This window comes from Heyndrickxia shackletonii (assembly GCF_001420715.1).
GTDB classification, from domain to species: domain Bacteria; phylum Bacillota; class Bacilli; order Bacillales; family Bacillaceae_C; genus Margalitia; species Margalitia shackletonii.
This window is the reverse complement of the sequence record NZ_LJJC01000004.1, coordinates 898,288-916,499: the sequence shown is the minus strand read 5'-3', so window position 1 is coordinate 916,499 and position 18,212 is coordinate 898,288. Positions and strand designations below refer to the sequence as shown.

Annotated in this window: 15 protein-coding genes and 1 pseudogene; 7 read left to right on the top strand and 9 right to left on the bottom strand. The window is 39.1% G+C overall.

Features of this window, described 5'->3' with window-relative positions; all coding sequences use genetic code 11:
• Positions 1-33 precede the first annotated feature (33 nt).
• From araA to araB, 3 genes are all read right to left on the bottom strand, one after another.
• Positions 34-1,518 carry an L-arabinose isomerase gene (gene araA / locus AN964_RS04500; protein ID WP_055738561.1) on the bottom strand — a complete coding sequence of 495 codons (1,485 nt, stop codon included), beginning with the start codon at positions 1,516-1,518 and terminating at the stop codon, positions 34-36.
• A gap of 76 nt (positions 1,519-1,594) precedes the next feature.
• Positions 1,595-2,293: an L-ribulose-5-phosphate 4-epimerase gene (araD, locus tag AN964_RS04495; protein WP_055738560.1), complete on the bottom strand. Its 699-nt coding sequence runs from the start codon at positions 2,291-2,293 to the stop codon at positions 1,595-1,597.
• A complete protein-coding gene (araB, locus tag AN964_RS04490) occupies positions 2,287-3,981 on the bottom strand; it encodes a ribulokinase (protein ID WP_055738559.1) in 1,695 nt (564 codons plus the stop codon). The genes araD and araB overlap by 7 nt, the downstream gene beginning before the upstream one ends.
• 553 nt (positions 3,982-4,534) lie before the next feature.
• Here araB and AN964_RS04485 point away from each other — a divergent pair.
• Positions 4,535-5,650, top strand: a complete 1,116-nt coding sequence (locus tag AN964_RS04485; RefSeq protein WP_055738558.1) for a GntR family transcriptional regulator — start codon at positions 4,535-4,537, stop codon at positions 5,648-5,650.
• 125 nt (positions 5,651-5,775) lie between these two features.
• Here AN964_RS04485 and AN964_RS25325 read toward each other — a convergent pair.
• A pseudogene (locus AN964_RS25325) lies at positions 5,776-5,997 on the bottom strand (aminopeptidase); the annotation flags it as partial.
• A 609-nt stretch (positions 5,998-6,606) separates the two neighbouring features.
• Here AN964_RS25325 and AN964_RS04480 point away from each other — a divergent pair.
• From AN964_RS04480 to AN964_RS04455, 6 genes are all read left to right on the top strand, one after another.
• Complete coding sequence (locus tag AN964_RS04480; protein WP_055738557.1) at positions 6,607-8,646, top strand: BglG family transcription antiterminator; 2,040 nt, start codon at positions 6,607-6,609, stop codon at positions 8,644-8,646.
• On the top strand, positions 8,646-8,927 hold the full coding sequence (locus AN964_RS04475) for a PTS sugar transporter subunit IIB (RefSeq protein WP_055738556.1): 282 nt from the start codon (positions 8,646-8,648) through the stop codon (positions 8,925-8,927). Before AN964_RS04480 ends, AN964_RS04475 begins: the two co-directional genes overlap by 1 nt.
• Before the next feature lie 17 nt (positions 8,928-8,944).
• Positions 8,945-10,315: a PTS ascorbate transporter subunit IIC gene (gene ulaA, locus AN964_RS04470; RefSeq protein WP_055738555.1), complete on the top strand. Its 1,371-nt coding sequence runs from the start codon at positions 8,945-8,947 to the stop codon at positions 10,313-10,315.
• Positions 10,312-11,232 (top strand): transketolase, encoded by a 921-nt coding sequence (locus AN964_RS04465; protein WP_367591766.1) that lies wholly within the window; start codon positions 10,312-10,314, stop codon positions 11,230-11,232. Before ulaA ends, AN964_RS04465 begins: the two co-directional genes overlap by 4 nt.
• Before the next feature lies 1 nt (position 11,233).
• Positions 11,234-12,184 (top strand): transketolase family protein, encoded by a 951-nt coding sequence (locus tag AN964_RS04460; protein ID WP_235950682.1) that lies wholly within the window; start codon positions 11,234-11,236, stop codon positions 12,182-12,184.
• A gap of 148 nt (positions 12,185-12,332) precedes the next feature.
• Positions 12,333-13,034: an HAD family hydrolase gene (locus AN964_RS04455; RefSeq protein ID WP_055738552.1), complete on the top strand. Its 702-nt coding sequence runs from the start codon at positions 12,333-12,335 to the stop codon at positions 13,032-13,034.
• 99 nt (positions 13,035-13,133) lie between these two features.
• Here the strand turns inward: AN964_RS04455 and AN964_RS04450 are convergent, their stop codons facing one another.
• The 5 genes from AN964_RS04450 to AN964_RS04430 are packed head-to-tail and all read right to left on the bottom strand — an operon-like array spanning position 13,134 to position 18,153.
• Positions 13,134-14,315, bottom strand: coding sequence for a M24 family metallopeptidase (locus tag AN964_RS04450; protein WP_055738551.1), 1,182 nt, complete (start codon positions 14,313-14,315; stop codon positions 13,134-13,136).
• A 17-nt stretch (positions 14,316-14,332) separates the two neighbouring features.
• Positions 14,333-15,304: an ABC transporter ATP-binding protein gene (locus AN964_RS04445; RefSeq protein ID WP_055738550.1), complete on the bottom strand. Its 972-nt coding sequence runs from the start codon at positions 15,302-15,304 to the stop codon at positions 14,333-14,335.
• Positions 15,294-16,313 (bottom strand): ABC transporter ATP-binding protein, encoded by a 1,020-nt coding sequence (locus AN964_RS04440; protein ID WP_183101974.1) that lies wholly within the window; start codon positions 16,311-16,313, stop codon positions 15,294-15,296. The genes AN964_RS04445 and AN964_RS04440 overlap by 11 nt, the downstream gene beginning before the upstream one ends.
• Entirely contained in the window at positions 16,313-17,224 is a 912-nt protein-coding gene (locus AN964_RS04435) for an ABC transporter permease (protein ID WP_055738549.1), read from the bottom strand. Before AN964_RS04435 ends, AN964_RS04440 begins: the two co-directional genes overlap by 1 nt.
• Positions 17,225-17,235: 11 nt before the next feature.
• Positions 17,236-18,153 carry an ABC transporter permease gene (locus AN964_RS04430; protein WP_055738548.1) on the bottom strand — a complete coding sequence of 306 codons (918 nt, stop codon included), beginning with the start codon at positions 18,151-18,153 and terminating at the stop codon, positions 17,236-17,238.
• Positions 18,154-18,212 lie beyond the last annotated feature (59 nt).

Below are 18,212 nucleotides of genomic sequence, written 5' to 3'. Positions count from 1 at the left end.
CCTTTTCCCAGTCGCTAAAAGCACGGTGTCACTTTATCGATATACAACATCATTCCATCGTAATTCATTTGTAAAGGCATGAGTATTTGTCTCATTATTGATTAAAACCATCTCAATTCCAGTTAACGCTGCAAAATCTCGCAATTGCTCGCTCGTTACTTTATAAGAGAAGCATGTATGATGTGCCCCGCCTGCCTGCACCCAGTTTTCAACCGCTTGACTTAACGATGGCTGTGTTTTCCACAGGACTCTTGCAACAGGCAGCTTCGGCATTTCCTTGTCCGGCTGAAGTGCATCGACCTCATTGACAACAAGACGGAAACGGTGTCCAAGGTCCACAACGGTCGCAACTATGGCTGCTCCGCTTCTGCCATCAAAAACAAAGCGTGCCGGATCCTCCTTGCCGCCGATTCCAAGCGGATGAACTTCTATTTTCGGACGAGTTGCGGCTATTGTTGGACAAATCTCGAGCATATGGGAACCAAGAACCATTTCATTTCCGGCTTCAAAATGATAGGTATAGTCTTCCATGAAAGAGGTTCCTTCATTTCCGGCAATAATTTTCATTAATCTTACCAGAGCAGCGGTTTTCCAATCCCCTTCACCGGCAAATCCATAGCCCTGTTCCATTAATCGCTGGGCAGCTAGACCTGGAAGCTGGAGCATGCCATGTAAATCTTCAAAGGTTGTGGTGAAAGCAGTGTAACCTCCCTCTGTTAAAAAGGCTTTCAATCCAAGTTCAATTCTGGCCTGATATCGAATGGATTCCCTTACCTCTCCTTCCTTCAATCCTTCAGGAGCGATTTCATAAAGCTTTTCATACTCGGCAACAAGCTTATTAACCTCTTGCTCGGTCACATCGTTCATTCGTTGCACGAGGTCGCCAATCCCATAGCCATCAACGGTCCAGCCAAATTTGATTTGCGCCTCTATTTTATCCCCTTCTGTAACGGCCACTTGGCGCATATTATCTCCGAATCTAGCAACCTTTAAATTTTTGCTTTCTGATAAAGCTACCGCAGTTCTCATCCAGCTGCCGATTCTCTCCCGTACCTCTTGGTTTTCCCAGTGACCCACAATCACCTTGCGCTTTACATTCAAACGGCTTGCTATAAATCCGTGTTCACGATCACCATGAGCGGACTGATTTAAATTCATAAAATCCATATCAATAGAATCCCATGGGATATCGCGATTAAATTGCGTATTTAAATGTAAAAGCGGTTTTTGTGCAGCGGACAAACCAGCAATCCACATTTTTGATGGGGAGAATGTATGCATCCATGTCACGACACCAGCACAATTTTCCGCAGCATTCGCTTCTAAAAAAAGCTTAAGGATCGAATCGGCATCCTTTACAACCGATTTAAATACAAGCTTATAAGGAATGGATGAGTCTTTATCTAAACCGTTAACCATTTCTCTTGCATTCTGTTCAACTGTTTTTAAAACATCTTCTCCATACAGCAATTGACTTCCTGTTACAAACCAAAATTCATATGTTTTTGTTGTTAACAACCTTGTTTCCTCCTTAGTAATCTAGTTATTTTTCTAACTCATGCGTACAAGTTACATTAATGTTAAAAACGTTTTACTACTTTTTCTGCCCGTAATAAGCATTTTCTCCATGCTTGCGAAGATAATGCTTATTTAATAAAAACTGATCAATTGGGGTAACTTGCGGATTAAGCTGAACGGTATGTATCGCCATTTTTGCTACTTCCTCTAAGACGACTGCATTATGCACCGCTTCACTCGCATTCTTTCCCCAGCAGAATGGGGCATGACCAGATACAAGAACACCCGGCATGGACAATGGTTCCATCCCGCCTGTTTCAAAGGCTTCAATAATGACCTTACCGGTTTCCAGTTCATAAGCTTTTTGAATCTCTTCCTTTGTTAATCCGCGTGTACATGGAATTTCACCATAGTAATAGTCCGCATGTGTCGTTCCGAGTGCAGGAATAGGAAGTCCCGCTTGTGCCCAGCTTGTTGCCCACGGTGAATGTGTATGAACAATTCCTCCTATATTAGGAAACTCTCGATACAGAACTAAATGTGTCGGTGTATCCGAAGAAGGTCTTAAGGAACCTTCAATAATTTGACCATCCAAATCTACTACAACCAGATCTTCAAGCTGCAATTCTTCATACTTAACACCGCTTGGTTTTATTACAACAAGCCCCTGTTCCCGGTCAATTCCACTTACGTTTCCCCATGTGAAGGTTACTAAACCATGTTTAGGCAGCATGAGGTTCGCTTCCAACACCTCTTTTTTCAAGTGCTCTAACATACGGTTTCCCCCTTATTACTTTGAGAACTTCTTGATTTTATTTGTTTTAACACTTTCATCACGTTATTTTCACCGCGGCCGAAATAGTCATAAAGACGAGCATATTCCTTATAAAGCTGATCATACACTTCAACGTTTTCTTTAATAGGTTGATAGATTGCTTCCTTGACTCCGCCCATGTCTTTGGCAGCTGCAGAAATACTTTCGTAACCGCCACGTTCGATTCCGGCAGCGACTGCACCAAACATTGCTGAACCTAATGCCGGTGTTTGTGACGAAGCGGAAATCTTTACATCCATATTTAATACGTCGGAGTATATTTGCATCATAAAGGCATTTTTCTCGGCAATGCCGCCGCATGCATATACTTCATTAATTGGCACACCATATTTACGGAATGTTTCGACAATCATTTTCGTACCAAAGGCTGTCGCTTCGATCAATGCGCGATAAATTTCTTCCGGCTTTGTAAGTAATGTTGCCCCTAATAACACACCTGTTAAATCAGCATCCACTAGAGTGGACCGGTTTCCATTCCACCAATCCAACGCAAGCAGCCCGCTTTCCCCAACTTGTAATGTACTCGCCTTATCTGTTAACAATTGATGAATACTGATCCCTAATTGATTCGCTTCCTCATAATAACTGGATGGAACACAATTTTCGGTAAACCATTCAAAATGATCCCCAACACATGATTGCCCAGCTTCATACCCCATGAACCCGGGAATAACACCATCTTCCACTACCCCGCACATACCTGGAACGACTTTTTCCTCGTCTCCTAATAAAATATGACAAGTAGAGGTTCCCATAATCATAAGTAATTTCCCCGGTTCCGTAATTCCCACCGCTGGTAATGACACATGGGCATCAACGTTCGCAACTGCAACAGCTGTTCCTGCACATAATCCGGTAAGCTTTGCTGCTTTTTCCGTTATTTCCCCTGCCTTCGAACCAATCGGTACAATGGTTGACGATAATTTTTCTTCTACAACATTTTCCAATCTTGGATCAAGTGCTTTGAAGAATTCCCTTGAAGGATATCCATCCTGCTTATGCCAAATTGCCTTATAACCAGCTGTACAACTATTTCTTTTTAATTCACCAGTTAATTGGTAAATCACCCAATCTGCGGCCTCTACCATTTGATCTGCAGCTTGATAAATTTCCGGCGCCTCATTCAAAATTTGCCATAGTTTTGGGAACATCCATTCAGAAGAGATTTTTCCACCATATCGTTGAAGGAATATTTCCCCTCTCTTTTCCGCGATTTCATTCAGCCGATTGGCCTCCTCCTGTGCAGCATGATGCTTCCAAAGCTTCACATAACTATGCGGGTTACTCGAAAATTCCGCTGTCATACATAGCGGTGTTCCATTGCAATCTATCGGGAGTACAGTACACGCTGTAAAATCAATTCCCAATCCAATAACATGATCCGGAGAAACATTCGCTTTCTTTAATACTTCTGGAATGGTACACTGCAAAACTTCTAAATAGTCTGCAGGATGTTGCAATGCCCAATCAATTCCTAATTTGGTCTTTCCATCGGGTAAAAATTCATCCATTACACCGTGAGTATATTCCTTTACAGCAGTCGCAACCTCTTTGCCTGTTCCAACTTCAACAAGAACAGCTCTGCCTGATTGCGTACCATAATCCACACCAATCGTATATTTAACCATGACATCACACCTTTCTGGAATAGAATCCTCTCAAACATTCAAATGATATTTGTTCTCGTGCTAGTTCACCTTTTAAAGAATAAGGAAGCATAAAATTTTTCCTTATGTAAAACCCGGAGCCCGGCTAGTGAATGAACAATGCGCCCGCACTTTCTTATAAAGCACTTGCCAAATAGCATTTATTCATCAATACTAGAATACGGAAGACCTTCAATGCATCGTCCCCATTTGTCCATAACTCATACAATTTAAAAAATTCCTGCTCCTTATGTAACAACAAAGATGAAAGCGTTATCTAATTACACATAAATATATTACACTTGTTCGTACATGTCAACGGAATTTATCACATAATTCGCCCAATTTGTACGAATCAAATATCTTGATTCTTTATATAAACATTGATTTATTAGTCTTTTATAAATTATTTATATTAATGAAGATTAGCATTTTATGCTGTGAATTTAGTAGTATCTTTTTAAAATGTTGTATATTATAATAATTGTACGTATAAGTAGTTACTGTTTGTTTTTTATTGGAAAGTGGTGAAAAAATGGCGCAACAAACGAAATATAATATGGTGAAAGAAAAGATAAAAAGTTGGATTCTAAATGGGGATGTAAAGCCTGGAGAAAAAATATACTCTGAAAATGAGCTCGTAAAAATGTTAGGGGTAAGCCGTCATACTGTCCGTCAAGCTATCGGCGATTTGGTTCACGAAGGATGGTTGTATAGAGAACAAGGTGCAGGAACGTTTTGTTCAAATAGATTCGAACAAAATCAACAAACAGGTACTCTGCAGCCAGCGGTAAATGGAAAAAACATAGGCATTATTACAACCTATATTTCCGATTATATTTTTCCTTCCATTATAAAGGGGATTGAATCCTACTTAACTGATATGGGATATTCTTTAACGCTGGCATGCACGGATAACGATTTGGAAAAAGAAAAACAGTGCTTGCAAAGTATGCTGAGCAGAAACATCGATGGGCTTATTGTGGAGCCGACAAAAAGCGGCAGCTTCAATCCCAACATGAATTACTATCTGGAATTGGAACAAAAAAACATCCCTTACTTAATGATTAACCAATTTTATTCGCAACTAGCTCCTCCACATATTATTGTAGATGATGAGAAGGGCGGATTTATTGCGACGGAACATTTACTTAAATTAAATCACCGGAAAATTATTGGAATTTTTAAAACAGATGATTTACAAGGTGTTTACCGGATGCAAGGATTTATCCGGGCATTTAGAGAAAATGGTATTCCGTTGTCCCCAGAAATGATTATTACCTATACAACAGAAGAACTTAATAACGGATTATTAGAAAAAATAAAAGCTTTATTAATTTCTTCCAAGAAGCCTACTGGCATTATTTGTTATAATGATCAAATTGCATTATCCGTACTGGATATTCTTAGAGAACTGAAGATGAGCGTTCCAGAAGATATCTCCATCGTCGGATATGATGATTCCTCATTGGCTGAAGCTTCGGAAGTGAAACTGACATCCATTACCCATCCAAAGATGCAAATGGGAATCGATGCTGCTAAATGGATTGTATCTGCGGTAGAACAAAATAATCCGGATGTCATGAGGCAAAAATCAATTATTTATGATCCTGAAATAGTTATTAGAAGTTCTACTTCTTCATTAAATTAGCTGTACGGTTCCTTGAATGCAAGCAGGCACAAAGTGACTATACTTTGTGCCTTTAGAATATTTCACAACTGAATTGCATAATAAAATGTATCCATAATGTGGGCTAATTATTTTTAATAGAAATCTCAAGCACCAGCAATATTCCCTTGATGCATAATCTGCTCATCATCAATAAAAACATCCGGTTTATTTACAACTCCATCAATTTGAACCCCTGCAGAGATAGTGCCGCCAAAAGTATTATTGCTTCCGAAGGCTACATGGATGGTTCCGTATACTTTTTCATCTTCCAATACTACTCCTGTAATTCTAGCTTTTTCATTTGTTCCGATTCCAAATTCAGCAAGGAAGCTGGGGCCTGACCAATTGTAATCATACCAAGCCTCTCCATCACACTACCACCATTTAATGGCCGGCTTTTAAAATAAGTAGTTTTGATAATGTGTTTAAAATCATTAGCGGACATGGAATCCGTTATTTCTATGAAATAACCCTATTTTAAGGGTTTAGTGGACACTGAGTACGCTATTTAGGGAAAAACACAGGGAAACTACTCCCTTTTTACAAAATAACGGAACCTATGTCCGCAAATAGCATAAATACACCCATTTTGGCGCAAATAACGGAACGGGTGTCCGCCAAACTCAGATGACCAATCACTAGCGGACACGAAATCCTTTATTTCTATTAAATGACAATGAGTCTCTTCAGTAAAGATATCTAATTGACCCTTTTTACCATTATAGACCCATACTAAATTTACTAGCTTTCAAAAAAAGTCACACAAAGCAAACATCCCCTCAAAAAATGACATGCAAGTACTCTCCTCGTATACTTTTTAAAAAGAATATTTTAGAAGAGTCCAATTAAAAAATTTTTTCAAAACATTGATTGGACCCAATGACAATAGCGAAGAAAACGTTTACAAATTATGATGTTTATGAGGAGGATAAATCATGTTTGATCACCGCTCCATACAATTACTAGACCAAATGATCCAATATCGTCGCACAGCAATTCCGGAATTAATGCGAAAACTGAAATTATCGCCTCGTCAATTTCACTATGATCTTGAAAAATTAAATGATGGATTGATAGACATTAAGCTTCCTCCTATCAAACTAGTGGATAATCATTTTAAAGTGGATGATTCACTTATAGAAAGGTGGCAGAAAGGAAATTTACCTATCAAAAAAAATCAATTATTTTTTCAAGAAACAGAAAGAGTTTATTTAATTTATCTGTATACGTTTATACGTAGTGAACCTGTTTCTAATATGCATTATCAATCATTATTACAAGTTAGTCGAAATACTGCATTAACAGATGTAAAGAAGGTACGTGAGTTTTGCCAATCTATGAATGTAGAATTGCTATACAATCGTACAAATGGCTACCATCTTAAGGGCACAGAAGAAGACAAACGTCGGATTGCATCTCTTTGCTTAGGATCCATTTTACAATTACCGCTCGGTCGATTAGGCATCGAGCATATTATGGCAAATTGGAAAAAGGATTTAGAGATTGAGGGTATCCGGAGAAAAATGGAGACCCTTGCGAAACAGTTTTCTGTACAGTTTGTAAACGATCGGATTGAAGAGCTTTGTTATTTGCTGGCTTTTATAAAAGAAAGACATCAAAGGCAGGCAATCGATTATCCCGAAGAAAAACGGACACTTGTTATAAAACAACCTTTATACGAAATGGGAACACAATTAGCCTATGATTTGTTTGGTGAAACAATTCAAGGTGAATCCTTGTATATAACCATTCAATTATTGTCTGCTGTCCAAGGGTCATCAAAAGAAATTCAAGATCCATTGCTCATAAAAATTGCCGATGAAATCATCGAGCATTTTGAAAGGATCACTTTAATTACGATTAATGAAAAAGCAAAGTTAAGGGATAGCCTGTATGCCCATCTTGTTCCAGCGTATTTTCGAATACAATTTGGGATTCCAATCGCGAACCCGCTTATTGACAAAATTAAAGAGGAACACAAAGAATTATTTTCCTTTGTTAAGAAAGCGTTGTTCCCATTAGAACAATCAACCCAGAAGATGATCTCCGATGAAGAGGTTGGGTACTTCACTCTTCATTTTGGTGGCCAGTTCGCTGAACGTAAAAAAGAGCCACGACAATATCGTGCCTTAATTGTGTGCCCAAATGGGATCAGCTCATCCCTAATGATGCGATCTCAATTGCAGCAAATTTTTCCGGAAATTTCATTTTCCAATCCAACATCTCTAGAACAGGCGAAGGAAATGGATCCGGATAGCTATGACATGATCTTTTCAACCGTTTATCTTGCTTCGCCGAAACCATTATATTTAATGCAACCGTTACTGAGTACGGTTGAGAAAAATTTCCTTATTCAAGCAGTAGCTACTGATTTTAGCTCATTAGATTATCGAACGGTTTCAGTCGAAGAATTAATGGAAATCATTCATCGTTATGCAGATGTGAAAGAGGAAAAAAAATTATATGAAGCCATCTCTACGAAACTATGGATCAAGAAATCAACAGAAAGGAGATATGCTCCCATGCTTTCAGAGATTCTTACAAAAGATATGATCCAATTTACGGATGAACCCCTTGATTGGAAAACAGCTATTCGAATGGCTGCCGAACCATTACAAAAAACGCAAAAAATCCAAAACACTTATATCGATGCAATGATTAAAAAAGTAACCGATATTGGAGCGTATATCTATCTTGGAAAAGGAATTGCCATCCCTCACGCGCGTCCAGAGGAAGGTGTGAATCAGCTAGGCATGTCATTTCTTCGTACAAAAACACCAGTGTTGCTACTGGATGACCAAGAGCGACCGACAGATATCTTCATTTGCTTAGCAGCAATTGATAATCACACACATTTAAAAGCGCTCTCGCAGTTAACAAAATTCTTATCAAATGATGATTCTCTGCAAGCACTGAAAGAAGTTGCTACAGCGGAAGAACTCATCCATTTAATTAAAAAAGGAGAGGAAGAATAATGAAAATTTTAGCGGTTTGTGGATCAGGGTTAGGAACAAGCTTCATGGTAGAAATGAATATTAAACAAATTTTAGATGAGTTAGGTGTTACAGGTGTGGAAGTAGAACACTCTGATTTAAGTTCCGCAACACCTGGTGATGCAGATGTATTTTTCTTAGCAAAAGACATCGCGGAAGGCGGCGCTGGTTTGGGTGAAGTAGTTGTTCTTGAAAGCATTATCGATATGGATGAACTCCGCACAAAGGTAACAGAGGTTTTACGACAAAAAAATGTCATTTAATAGAAGGGTGAGGAAAAATGAATAAAGTTTTGAGTGTTTTAGTCGACATTTTAAGAGAACCTTCCATTCTAGTAGCATTAATGGCTTTAATCGGGTTATTGGCACAAAAGAAAAAGCTTCCTGATATCATCAAAGGAACCACGAAAACCTTTGTCGGATTTCTAGTTATCGCAGCTGGGGCAGGAATCTTACAAAACGCTCTAGCTCCCTTTGGTGACATGTTTCAACATGCCTTTCATGTGAAAGGGGTTGTTCCTAACAATGAAGCAATCGTAGCGATCGCTCTTACCAAATATGGTACTAATACTGCACTTATAATGTTTTTCGGTATGATCGCGAATATCTTAATTGCTCGCTTTACCCGTTTTAAATATATTTTCTTAACAGGACATCATACCCTTTATATGGCATGTATGATTGCTGTTATTATGACGGTTGCCGGATTTACTACTGCACCTCTTATTATTCTTGGAGCTATCGCATTAGGAATCATCATGTCCCTATCTCCAGCGATGCTGCAGCCTTTTATGAGAAAGCTGACTGGCAATGATAATGTAGCGCTTGGTCATTTTGGCGGCGTTGGTTATGCGCTAAGCGGCTTAGTAGGAAAAGCGGTTGGAGGTAAAAATCCAAAATCGACAGAAGATATTAATTTTCCAAAAGGGTTGGGGTTCCTTCGTGACAGTACCGTTAGTATTGCGTTAACAATGGCCGTTATTTATATAATCGTTGCCCTTTTTGCTGGTCCATCTTACATTCAGGGACACCTTAGCAATGGCCAAAACTATATTGTATTTTCTCTTATCCAAGCAGGAACATTTGCAGCCGGCGTATTCATCATCCTATCAGGTGTACGTTTAGTACTTGCAGAAATTGTTCCGGCATTTAAAGGTATTTCAACGAAAATTGTTCCAAATGCAAAACCGGCACTGGATTGCCCAATTGTTTATCCTTTTGCACCTAATGCTGTATTAATTGGCTTCTTCTCAAGCTTCGTTGGCGGTATTGTGAGTATGCTCATCATGACATTCACAGGTGGGGTCATTATTTTACCTGGTGTCGTTCCACACTTTTTCACCGGGGCAACAGCTGGAGTACTAGGTAATGCAACCGGCGGTGTGCGCGGGTCCGTAATCGGATCCTTTGTAAATGGTATTCTCATCAGCTTTTTACCTGTTTTCTTAATGCCAGTTCTTGGAGATTTAGGATTTGCAAACTCCACCTTCTCAGATGCCGACTTTGGAGTAGCTGGTATTTTCCTTGGATCATTGGCAAATCACGGTGGAAAAGGTGCAATCATCGTTGGAATCCTGGTTGTTTTAGCGATTATGTTCCTTTTCAACTTTCGCAAAAAAGCAAAAGATATGAACTCTGATATTAAAGCATAAGAAAAGTCGTCGGCACCCCACCCGTTGGGCTGCCGATTGATTTTTTAATAAATTTCAAGGAGGACTTAGCATTGGTAACTGTAACTAACTCACTATCTGCCTTCGCAGACAAAATACGTTACTACACATTAAAAGAATTAGGTCATACTGGGTTCGGACATTATGGCGGGAGTCTTTCTATAGTAGAAGTCTTGGCTGTTTTATATGGAAAGCATATCAATAAAAATGTCCATGATCCCCATAACCCAGACCGTGATTATTTTGTGCTTTCAAAAGGTCATGGGGGTCCAGCTTTATATGCGACACTCTTCTTAAAAGGTTTTATTTCAGAAGACGTCCTCTATTCTTTAAATCAAAACGGTACTACATTGCCGTCACACCCTGATCGCAACTTAACTCCTGGGGTTGAGATGACTACAGGTTCATTAGGTCAAGGTATCTCAGTAGCGGCCGGTATTGCTTATAGTAATAAACTTGATGGACGTTCCAATTATACGTACTGTATTGTTGGGGACGGAGAGTTAAACGAAGGGGAATGTTGGGAAGCTTTTCAGTTTGCTGGACATCATCGCTTAAACCATTTAATTGTTTTTATTGATGATAACAAAAAACAATTAGATGGCCCTACAAAGGATATTATTGATCCGCTTGATTTTGTTGAAAAATTGAAATCATTTGGTTTTGCATCCTGCCGAGTGGACGGCAGCTCTACTACTGCAATAGATGAGGCAATCGAGCAAGCAAAGCTGGTTACAGACAAACCGATTGCCATCGTCCTTGATACGATAAAAGGACAAGGTGTGCCATATCTTGAGCAAAAAGCGGATAATCACCACATTCGCCCTAATGAAGAAGATAAAAAAGCGTTGCAAGAAGCCATTGAACAGTTAGAACAACGCATGAAGGATGGTGAGTAGCATGACACAAACATTACAATTGGACACATTAGAAATGAGGCAAGTATATGCAAAAACATTAAAGGAACTAGCTGCTGCAGATGATCGAGTTATTGCTTTAGAAGCTGATTTAAGCAGTTCCATGTCGACTGGTCGTTTAAAAGATGAGATTCCAAATCAATATTTAAATCTTGGAATTATGGAAGCGAACATGATGGGGGTTACTGCAGGACTTTCCCTTACAGGACGAAAACCATTCGTCCATTCCTTCGGGCAATTTGTGACACGCCGCGCTTTTGATCAAATATTTGTGTCCTTAGCCTATGCGAAATTAAATGCTGTACTTGTTGGTTCAGATGCTGGTGTTACAGCGGAACATAATGGCGGTACTCATATGACTTTTGAAGATATGGGGCTTATGCGTGAAGTTCCAAATGCAAAAGTATACGAAGTAAGTGACGCTGTTCAATTTGCATATATCCTTCGAAAAGCTTACCGTGAAGGCGGAGTTAACTACATCCGTACGATTCGAAAAAATGCCGTTCACCTATATGAAGAAGGCGAAACCTTTGAAAAAGCAAAGGTTCTTACAGAAGGAAAAGATATTACGATTGTTGCTTGTGGTATCCTTGTTGCCGAAGCACTTAAAGCAGCAGAGCAATTAAAGGAAAAAGGAATCTCCGCTACTGTTATCGATATGTTCTCAATAAAACCATTAGATGTTGAAACACTTATAGCTTCCGCTAAACAAACTGGTGCCGTTTTAACAGCTGAAAATCACAATGTGAATGGCGGATTAGGAAGTGCTGTAGCGGAAGTCTTGGGCGAAAACTATCCTGTTCCGCTTTACCGGATTGGCGTTCGTGAACAATTCGGCCAAGTAGGAAAACTGGATTATTTAAAAGAATTTTATGGATTAACCGCTTCGAATATCGTTGAACATGCTCATAAACTAGTACAACGAAAAAAATAATATAAGCCGATAAAACCAACTTTTTAATAGATTACTTTTGAGGCCATATTGGCCTCTTTTCTTTGGTGGGACAAGGGGACCAATCTTGCTAACAAATCCCATGATATAATAAACCGTGAAAAATTATTACCTATAGGAAGTGACAGAGATGACAGCTATATTTTTTGATTTAGATGACACATTGTACAATCAACTACAACCCTTTCAAAGTGCATACAATGCTGTATTCTCTCACATAACGAATATTTCAATCTTGGAATTGTTTAAAAAGAGCAGAGAGTATAGTGATAGGGTTTTTCACTTAACGGAGTCTGGAGAAATGCCTGTCGAGGAGATGCATCGAAAACGAATGATTTATGCATTTGATTGCTTTCATCATCGAATTTCTGACGAAGAAGCAATGGATTTTCAAAAGATTTATAAAGAGCATCAATATAAAATTACTTTAGCTCCGGAAATGGAAAATATCTTAAACTATCTATCAACCAAAAACATTTCTTTATATATTCTTACAAATGGTCCATCCAATCACCAACGATTAAAAATAGAAGCATTAAATCCGTTTCAGTGGATTCCAAAGAATCATATTTTCATTTCAAGTGAAGTAGGATATGCCAAGCCTCAAATAGAATTATTTGAGCATGTTAATGCACAAACCAAAACAACTGCATCTACCTCCTTCATAATTGGAGATTCATATGAAAATGATATTATTGGTGCGAATAATGCAGACTGGAACTCCATTTGGCTCAATACAAAACAAAGAAAGATGCCTTTAAATCAAAGACATCCAAATTATGAAGTAACCTCTTATCAGAAATTAGAGGAAATAATAAAGAATATTTTCTAAAAGGAAATATGGGGACATGTTCCTCGTCCCATTTTCATTGTTCGTAAACGAAATGAACGGGGATATGATCCCCGTCCAACTTGGAAAAGGACATGTCCCCTAATTGCAAATCATGGATGCGAAGTCTCTAGGGTAGTAAGTGAGCATTTCCATGCCATTTTCCGTAACGAGTACAGTATCGGAATGTCTGAATCCGCCTAATCCTCTTACGTAAATACCTGGTTCAACAGTAAATACCATTCCTGGCTGCATAATCGTTTCTTCTCCAAGATCGAAGAATGGGGCTTCATGGCCTAATAAACCAATATTGTGACCTGTATGGTGTTGGACAAGGTGCTGTACCCCCGCTTCTTTAAAATACTTTTGAACCTCTTGTTCCACATGTGAGCATGGAATTCCAGGACGGATGGATCTAAAAGCAACATCTTGCGCCTCGTACATTATATTAAAATATTTTTCTTGCTCCTTGCTTGCTTCTTGCACAAACATCGTGCGCTCAAGCTCGCTATGATATCCCCACACAGTAGCTGCTGCTCCCGTTACAAGAGTATCTCCTTTTTTCAACACAATATTTTGTGTCACCGCATGCGGGAAAGCTGACATTGGACCAACTTGACCACGAAAAACGGCAAATGCAGTGCTTCCATGAGGTTTATAATCTTTTCCGAGCGTTTCAATCATTGCCATTGTTGCTTCAGAGGATGCTCTACTGGTTATTTCAATTTCGCTTAGCCCTGGCTTGGAGTATTTTTGAAGCAGACGATGAGCGAGATTTCCCCAACGACAGGATTCTTTAATTAGCTCCACTTCATTAGGAGATTTAATAAAACGCATTTCTTCCACAATACCCTTAACGGAAACAAATTCTTTTGCACTTAAGAAATCACTCACAACTGGTCCCCTATATCCACTTGGAGAACCATAACCTATCGCATCATAGCCAACCGTTTTTCCTTCAAAGCCCGCATTATATAATGCATCTTTGAAGTATTCCATTGGATGTCGAAGTCCAGGATATTCTGGATAAGAATGAACAACATTAACATTTGCAAATTCTTCTGCATGCTCATGCTCCAGTGCAGGAACTAATAAGTGGGTTTGCTTATTCGGGTCGATAAAAAATCCAATTGGCCTTTCTGTCGGATGAAAATGAAACCCTGTTAGATAAAAAATATCTGTTACACTAAACAACACAGCACAATCAATCTGTTTATCTTGTAAAATTCCAAAAAACTTTTCCTGTCTTTCTAAAATTTCCTCTTTTGGTATAGCTAGTAACATATTCAACACTCCTTCTTTTATTTTGTATATAAATGACAAGCCACAGTGTGACCATCATCAAACGAAATAACAGGGGGTTTTTCCCTTTTGCAAATCTCCATACAGGAAGCACACCGTGGATGAAAAGTACAGCCACTTGGCGGATTCGCAGGACTTGGAACATCCCCCGATAAAACGATTCTTTCTTTCTTTTCATCTGGATGATTAATTGGAACTGCTGATATAAGTGCTTTTGTATAGGGATGTTTCGGATCTGTAAAAAGCTGCTCCGTTTCTGCTAGCTCTACTATCTTTCCTAGATACATGACAGCTACCCTATCGGTTATATGCCTTACTACACCAAGATCGTGAGAAATGAATATATAAGTGAGATGGAATTTTTTTTGCAACTGTAATAATAGATTAATAACTTGCGATTGAACGGAAACATCCAAGGCGGATACCGGTTCATCCGCTACTATTAATTCCGGGTTTAATATAACCGCTTTTGCAATTCCAATTCTTTGTCTTTGTCCACCGGAAAATTCATGTGGATAACGCTCTAAATGATAGGAGGACAAGCCAACTATTTCTAATATCTCAACTGCCTTTTCCAGTCTCTCTTTCTTTGAATATAGATTATGGACTCTTAAAGGTTCCGTTAATATTTGCTTAATCGTCTTTTTTGGATTAAGAGAGGCATACGGATCTTGGAACACCATTTGCATTTTCCGTCTTAATTTTCGCATTTTTTCATACGGCAAAAGATTGATATCGTTTCCCTCAAAAAGAATTTGCCCCTCTGTAGGTTGATCCAGCCTTAATATTGTTCTGCCTGTTGTGGATTTGCCACATCCGCTTTCTCCTACAATCCCAAATGTTTCCCCCTTATGAACGCGAAAGGAAATGTCATCAACAGCCTTTACCTTGATATTTTCCTTAAACCATCCTTGATGGATGTCATAAAACTTTTTTAAACCCTTTACTTCTAAAATCGCCTCATTTGACATGTGACATCACCTCTTGCGTTTCTGCCTCATATAACCAACAACGACAGGATTGGTTGTTAAGTTTTAAAAGCGGTGGTCTTTCGGTTCTACACTTATCAAAGACATGTGGGCATCTTGTGGAAAAAGCACACCCTTTTGGGATTTCATCCGGTCTTGGGACATTCCCCTTGATAGAATATAGACTTTGTTTTCTTTCGTTCATTTTTGGTAATGAAGCCAAAAGACCCTGTGAATAAGGATGCTTCGGATCATTAAAAAGCGTACGAACATCTGTATTTTCGACAATCTGACCAGCGTACATGACAATGACTCTGTCGCAAGTTTCTGCAATGACTCCAAGATCATGAGTTATTAACAACATTGCCATCTGATTCTCACGTTTGATTTTCTTCATTAAATCTAATATTTGGGCTTGTATAGTAACATCCAAGGCAGTTGTCGGTTCATCCGCAATTAATAGCTTGGGCTTGCAAAGCATAGCCAATGAAATCATTACTCTTTGGCGCATTCCGCCGGAAAGCTGATGTGGATATTCGTCTATTATTTCCTCCGATCTAGGGATACCCACGAGTTTTAGCATTTCGATAATTCTTTGACGGATTTCCTTTTTGCCAAGCTTTGTATGCTGTCTAAGCGGCTCACTAAGCTGTTCGCCGATGGTGAAAACCGGATTCAGAGATGTCATTGGCTCTTGAAAAATCATTGCAATATCATTGCCTCTTAATTTCCTCATTTCACGATCATTTAAGTGGGAGATTTTTTTTCCTTCCAGCAATATTTCGCCTTCTGCTATGTAACCTGTTGGAGAAGGAAGCAACCCCATAACGGCCAATGATGTCACACTTTTTCCACAGCCCGATTCTCCTACAATCCCCAGTGTTTCCCCTTCATTAACCTGAAAATCAACACCGCTGACTGGTTGAACAATACCCATAGAAGTTTTAAATTGAACTTGCAAATTTTTCACTTCAAGAATCTTGTTATTCACTGCTCCTCCCTCTTTTTGCATCACGAATCCCCCTTCATTTCCGGATCAAGTTCGTCTCGAAGCCAATCGCCAAATAAATTTACCCCTAACGTAGTAATGACAATGGCAAGTCCCGGGAATGTAATGAGCCACCATGAATTAAAGATATAATCCTTCCCTTCATTCAACATATTTCCCCATGCAGGCTGTGGCGGTTGAACCCCAAATCCCAGGAAACTGACCGATGCTTCAGCAATAATAAAGGAAGCTACTTGTAAGGAAGATAAGACAATGATTGGTGTGAAAAGGTTTGGCAGAATATGCTTCACAATGATTTCCCACCTTGGCACCCCCGTTGCCACACATGAAAGAATAAACTCCTTTTCTCTTAGTGCTAGCACTTCACTTCTAACAACACGGGCAAAAATGACCCAACCACCGATAACTAGCGAAATAATAATATTTTTCAATCCTGCTCCAAGAACAGCGTTGACCACTAATACTAGTAAAATAAAAGGAAAACTAAGTTGAACATCCACAATTCTCATTAAAATAACATCGATCCATCCGCGAAAATAACCGGAAATAATCCCAATTATGCTTCCTATTAAACCGGAAAGAAATACTGTAGTGACTCCAATAAGTAAGGAGATTTTTGTTCCGGCAATAATTCGTGACAGAATATCACGACCAAGCTGATCTGTTCCCAGTATATGATCCTTCGTCATAGGAGGCAGAAGTTTGTCCCCAAAACTTGCCTTTAAAGGATCAAATGGAGCAATCCAACTACCGGCAACACCAAGGACTAGTAAAAAAATAATTATAATAAATCCCGCTAATCCTGTTTTGCTTTTCCTAAGTTGCTTAAAAAAATGTCTTACTTTCGATCTCTTTTTTACGGAAGGCAATATGACAGCAGGGTTCACTTCATTTTCCAAGATTATTTTCGACATTCCACCACCTCCTATTTCACACGAATTTGCGGATTTACATAGGCATAAGCTATGTCGGCAATAAAATTAATAACAGAATAAATGACAGCGATTAAGAAGACCCCCGCCAGAACTATTGGAAAATCACGGTTTAGCAATGATTGCATGAGTAATCTTCCTACTCCGGGCCATGAGAACACTACCTCTGTAATAACGGCTCCGCCAAGCAAAACCCCTAAGTCCAATGCTACCAATGTAATGATTGGGATTAACGAGTTTTTTAAAGCATATCTAAAAAGAACGCGCATCATCGGAACACCTGATGCTTTTGCCGTTCGAATATAGTCCTTCTTTAACACATCGAGCATGGTGGAACGAGTAAACCTGGCAAACCGCGCAACGCTATAGGCAGCCAATGTTATTGTTGGTAGAATCATATGAAAAATGGTTCCGCCGCCGCCGGACGGCAGCAAATGCAAGACTGCGGCAAAAAAGAAGATTAATAGCAGACCCAGCCAAAAGCTTGGGATTGCTTGACCTAATACGGTAAGCCCTACCCCTATTCGGTCATAAAAGGTATTCCTTTTATATGCGGATAGAATTCCAATAGGTATTGCGATTAATATCGATAAACCTAATGCTGAAAATGCTAATTGAAAGGTTGCTGGCACCCTATCTAATACAACGGATAAGGCATCTTCATGACTCCGAAGTGATTCTCCAAAGTCCCCTTTAACAGCTTTAAAAAGGAAATCTCCATATTGGACATAAAGAGGGCGGTCAAATCCTAACATTTCACGATATTGAGCAATTTGATCTTTTGGTGCATCTGGAGGAAGGAAAAGAGTAGCCGGATCTCCTGACAGTCTAAGCAAGAAAAATACCGCCGTTAACGCAAGAAAGATGACAATAATCATTTGCATGGTGCGTTTTATAATAAATTCAAACATATATGTGGAATCCTCCATTTCTGACTTGCAAAAATGATAATGTTAAGGAAGGGATGACC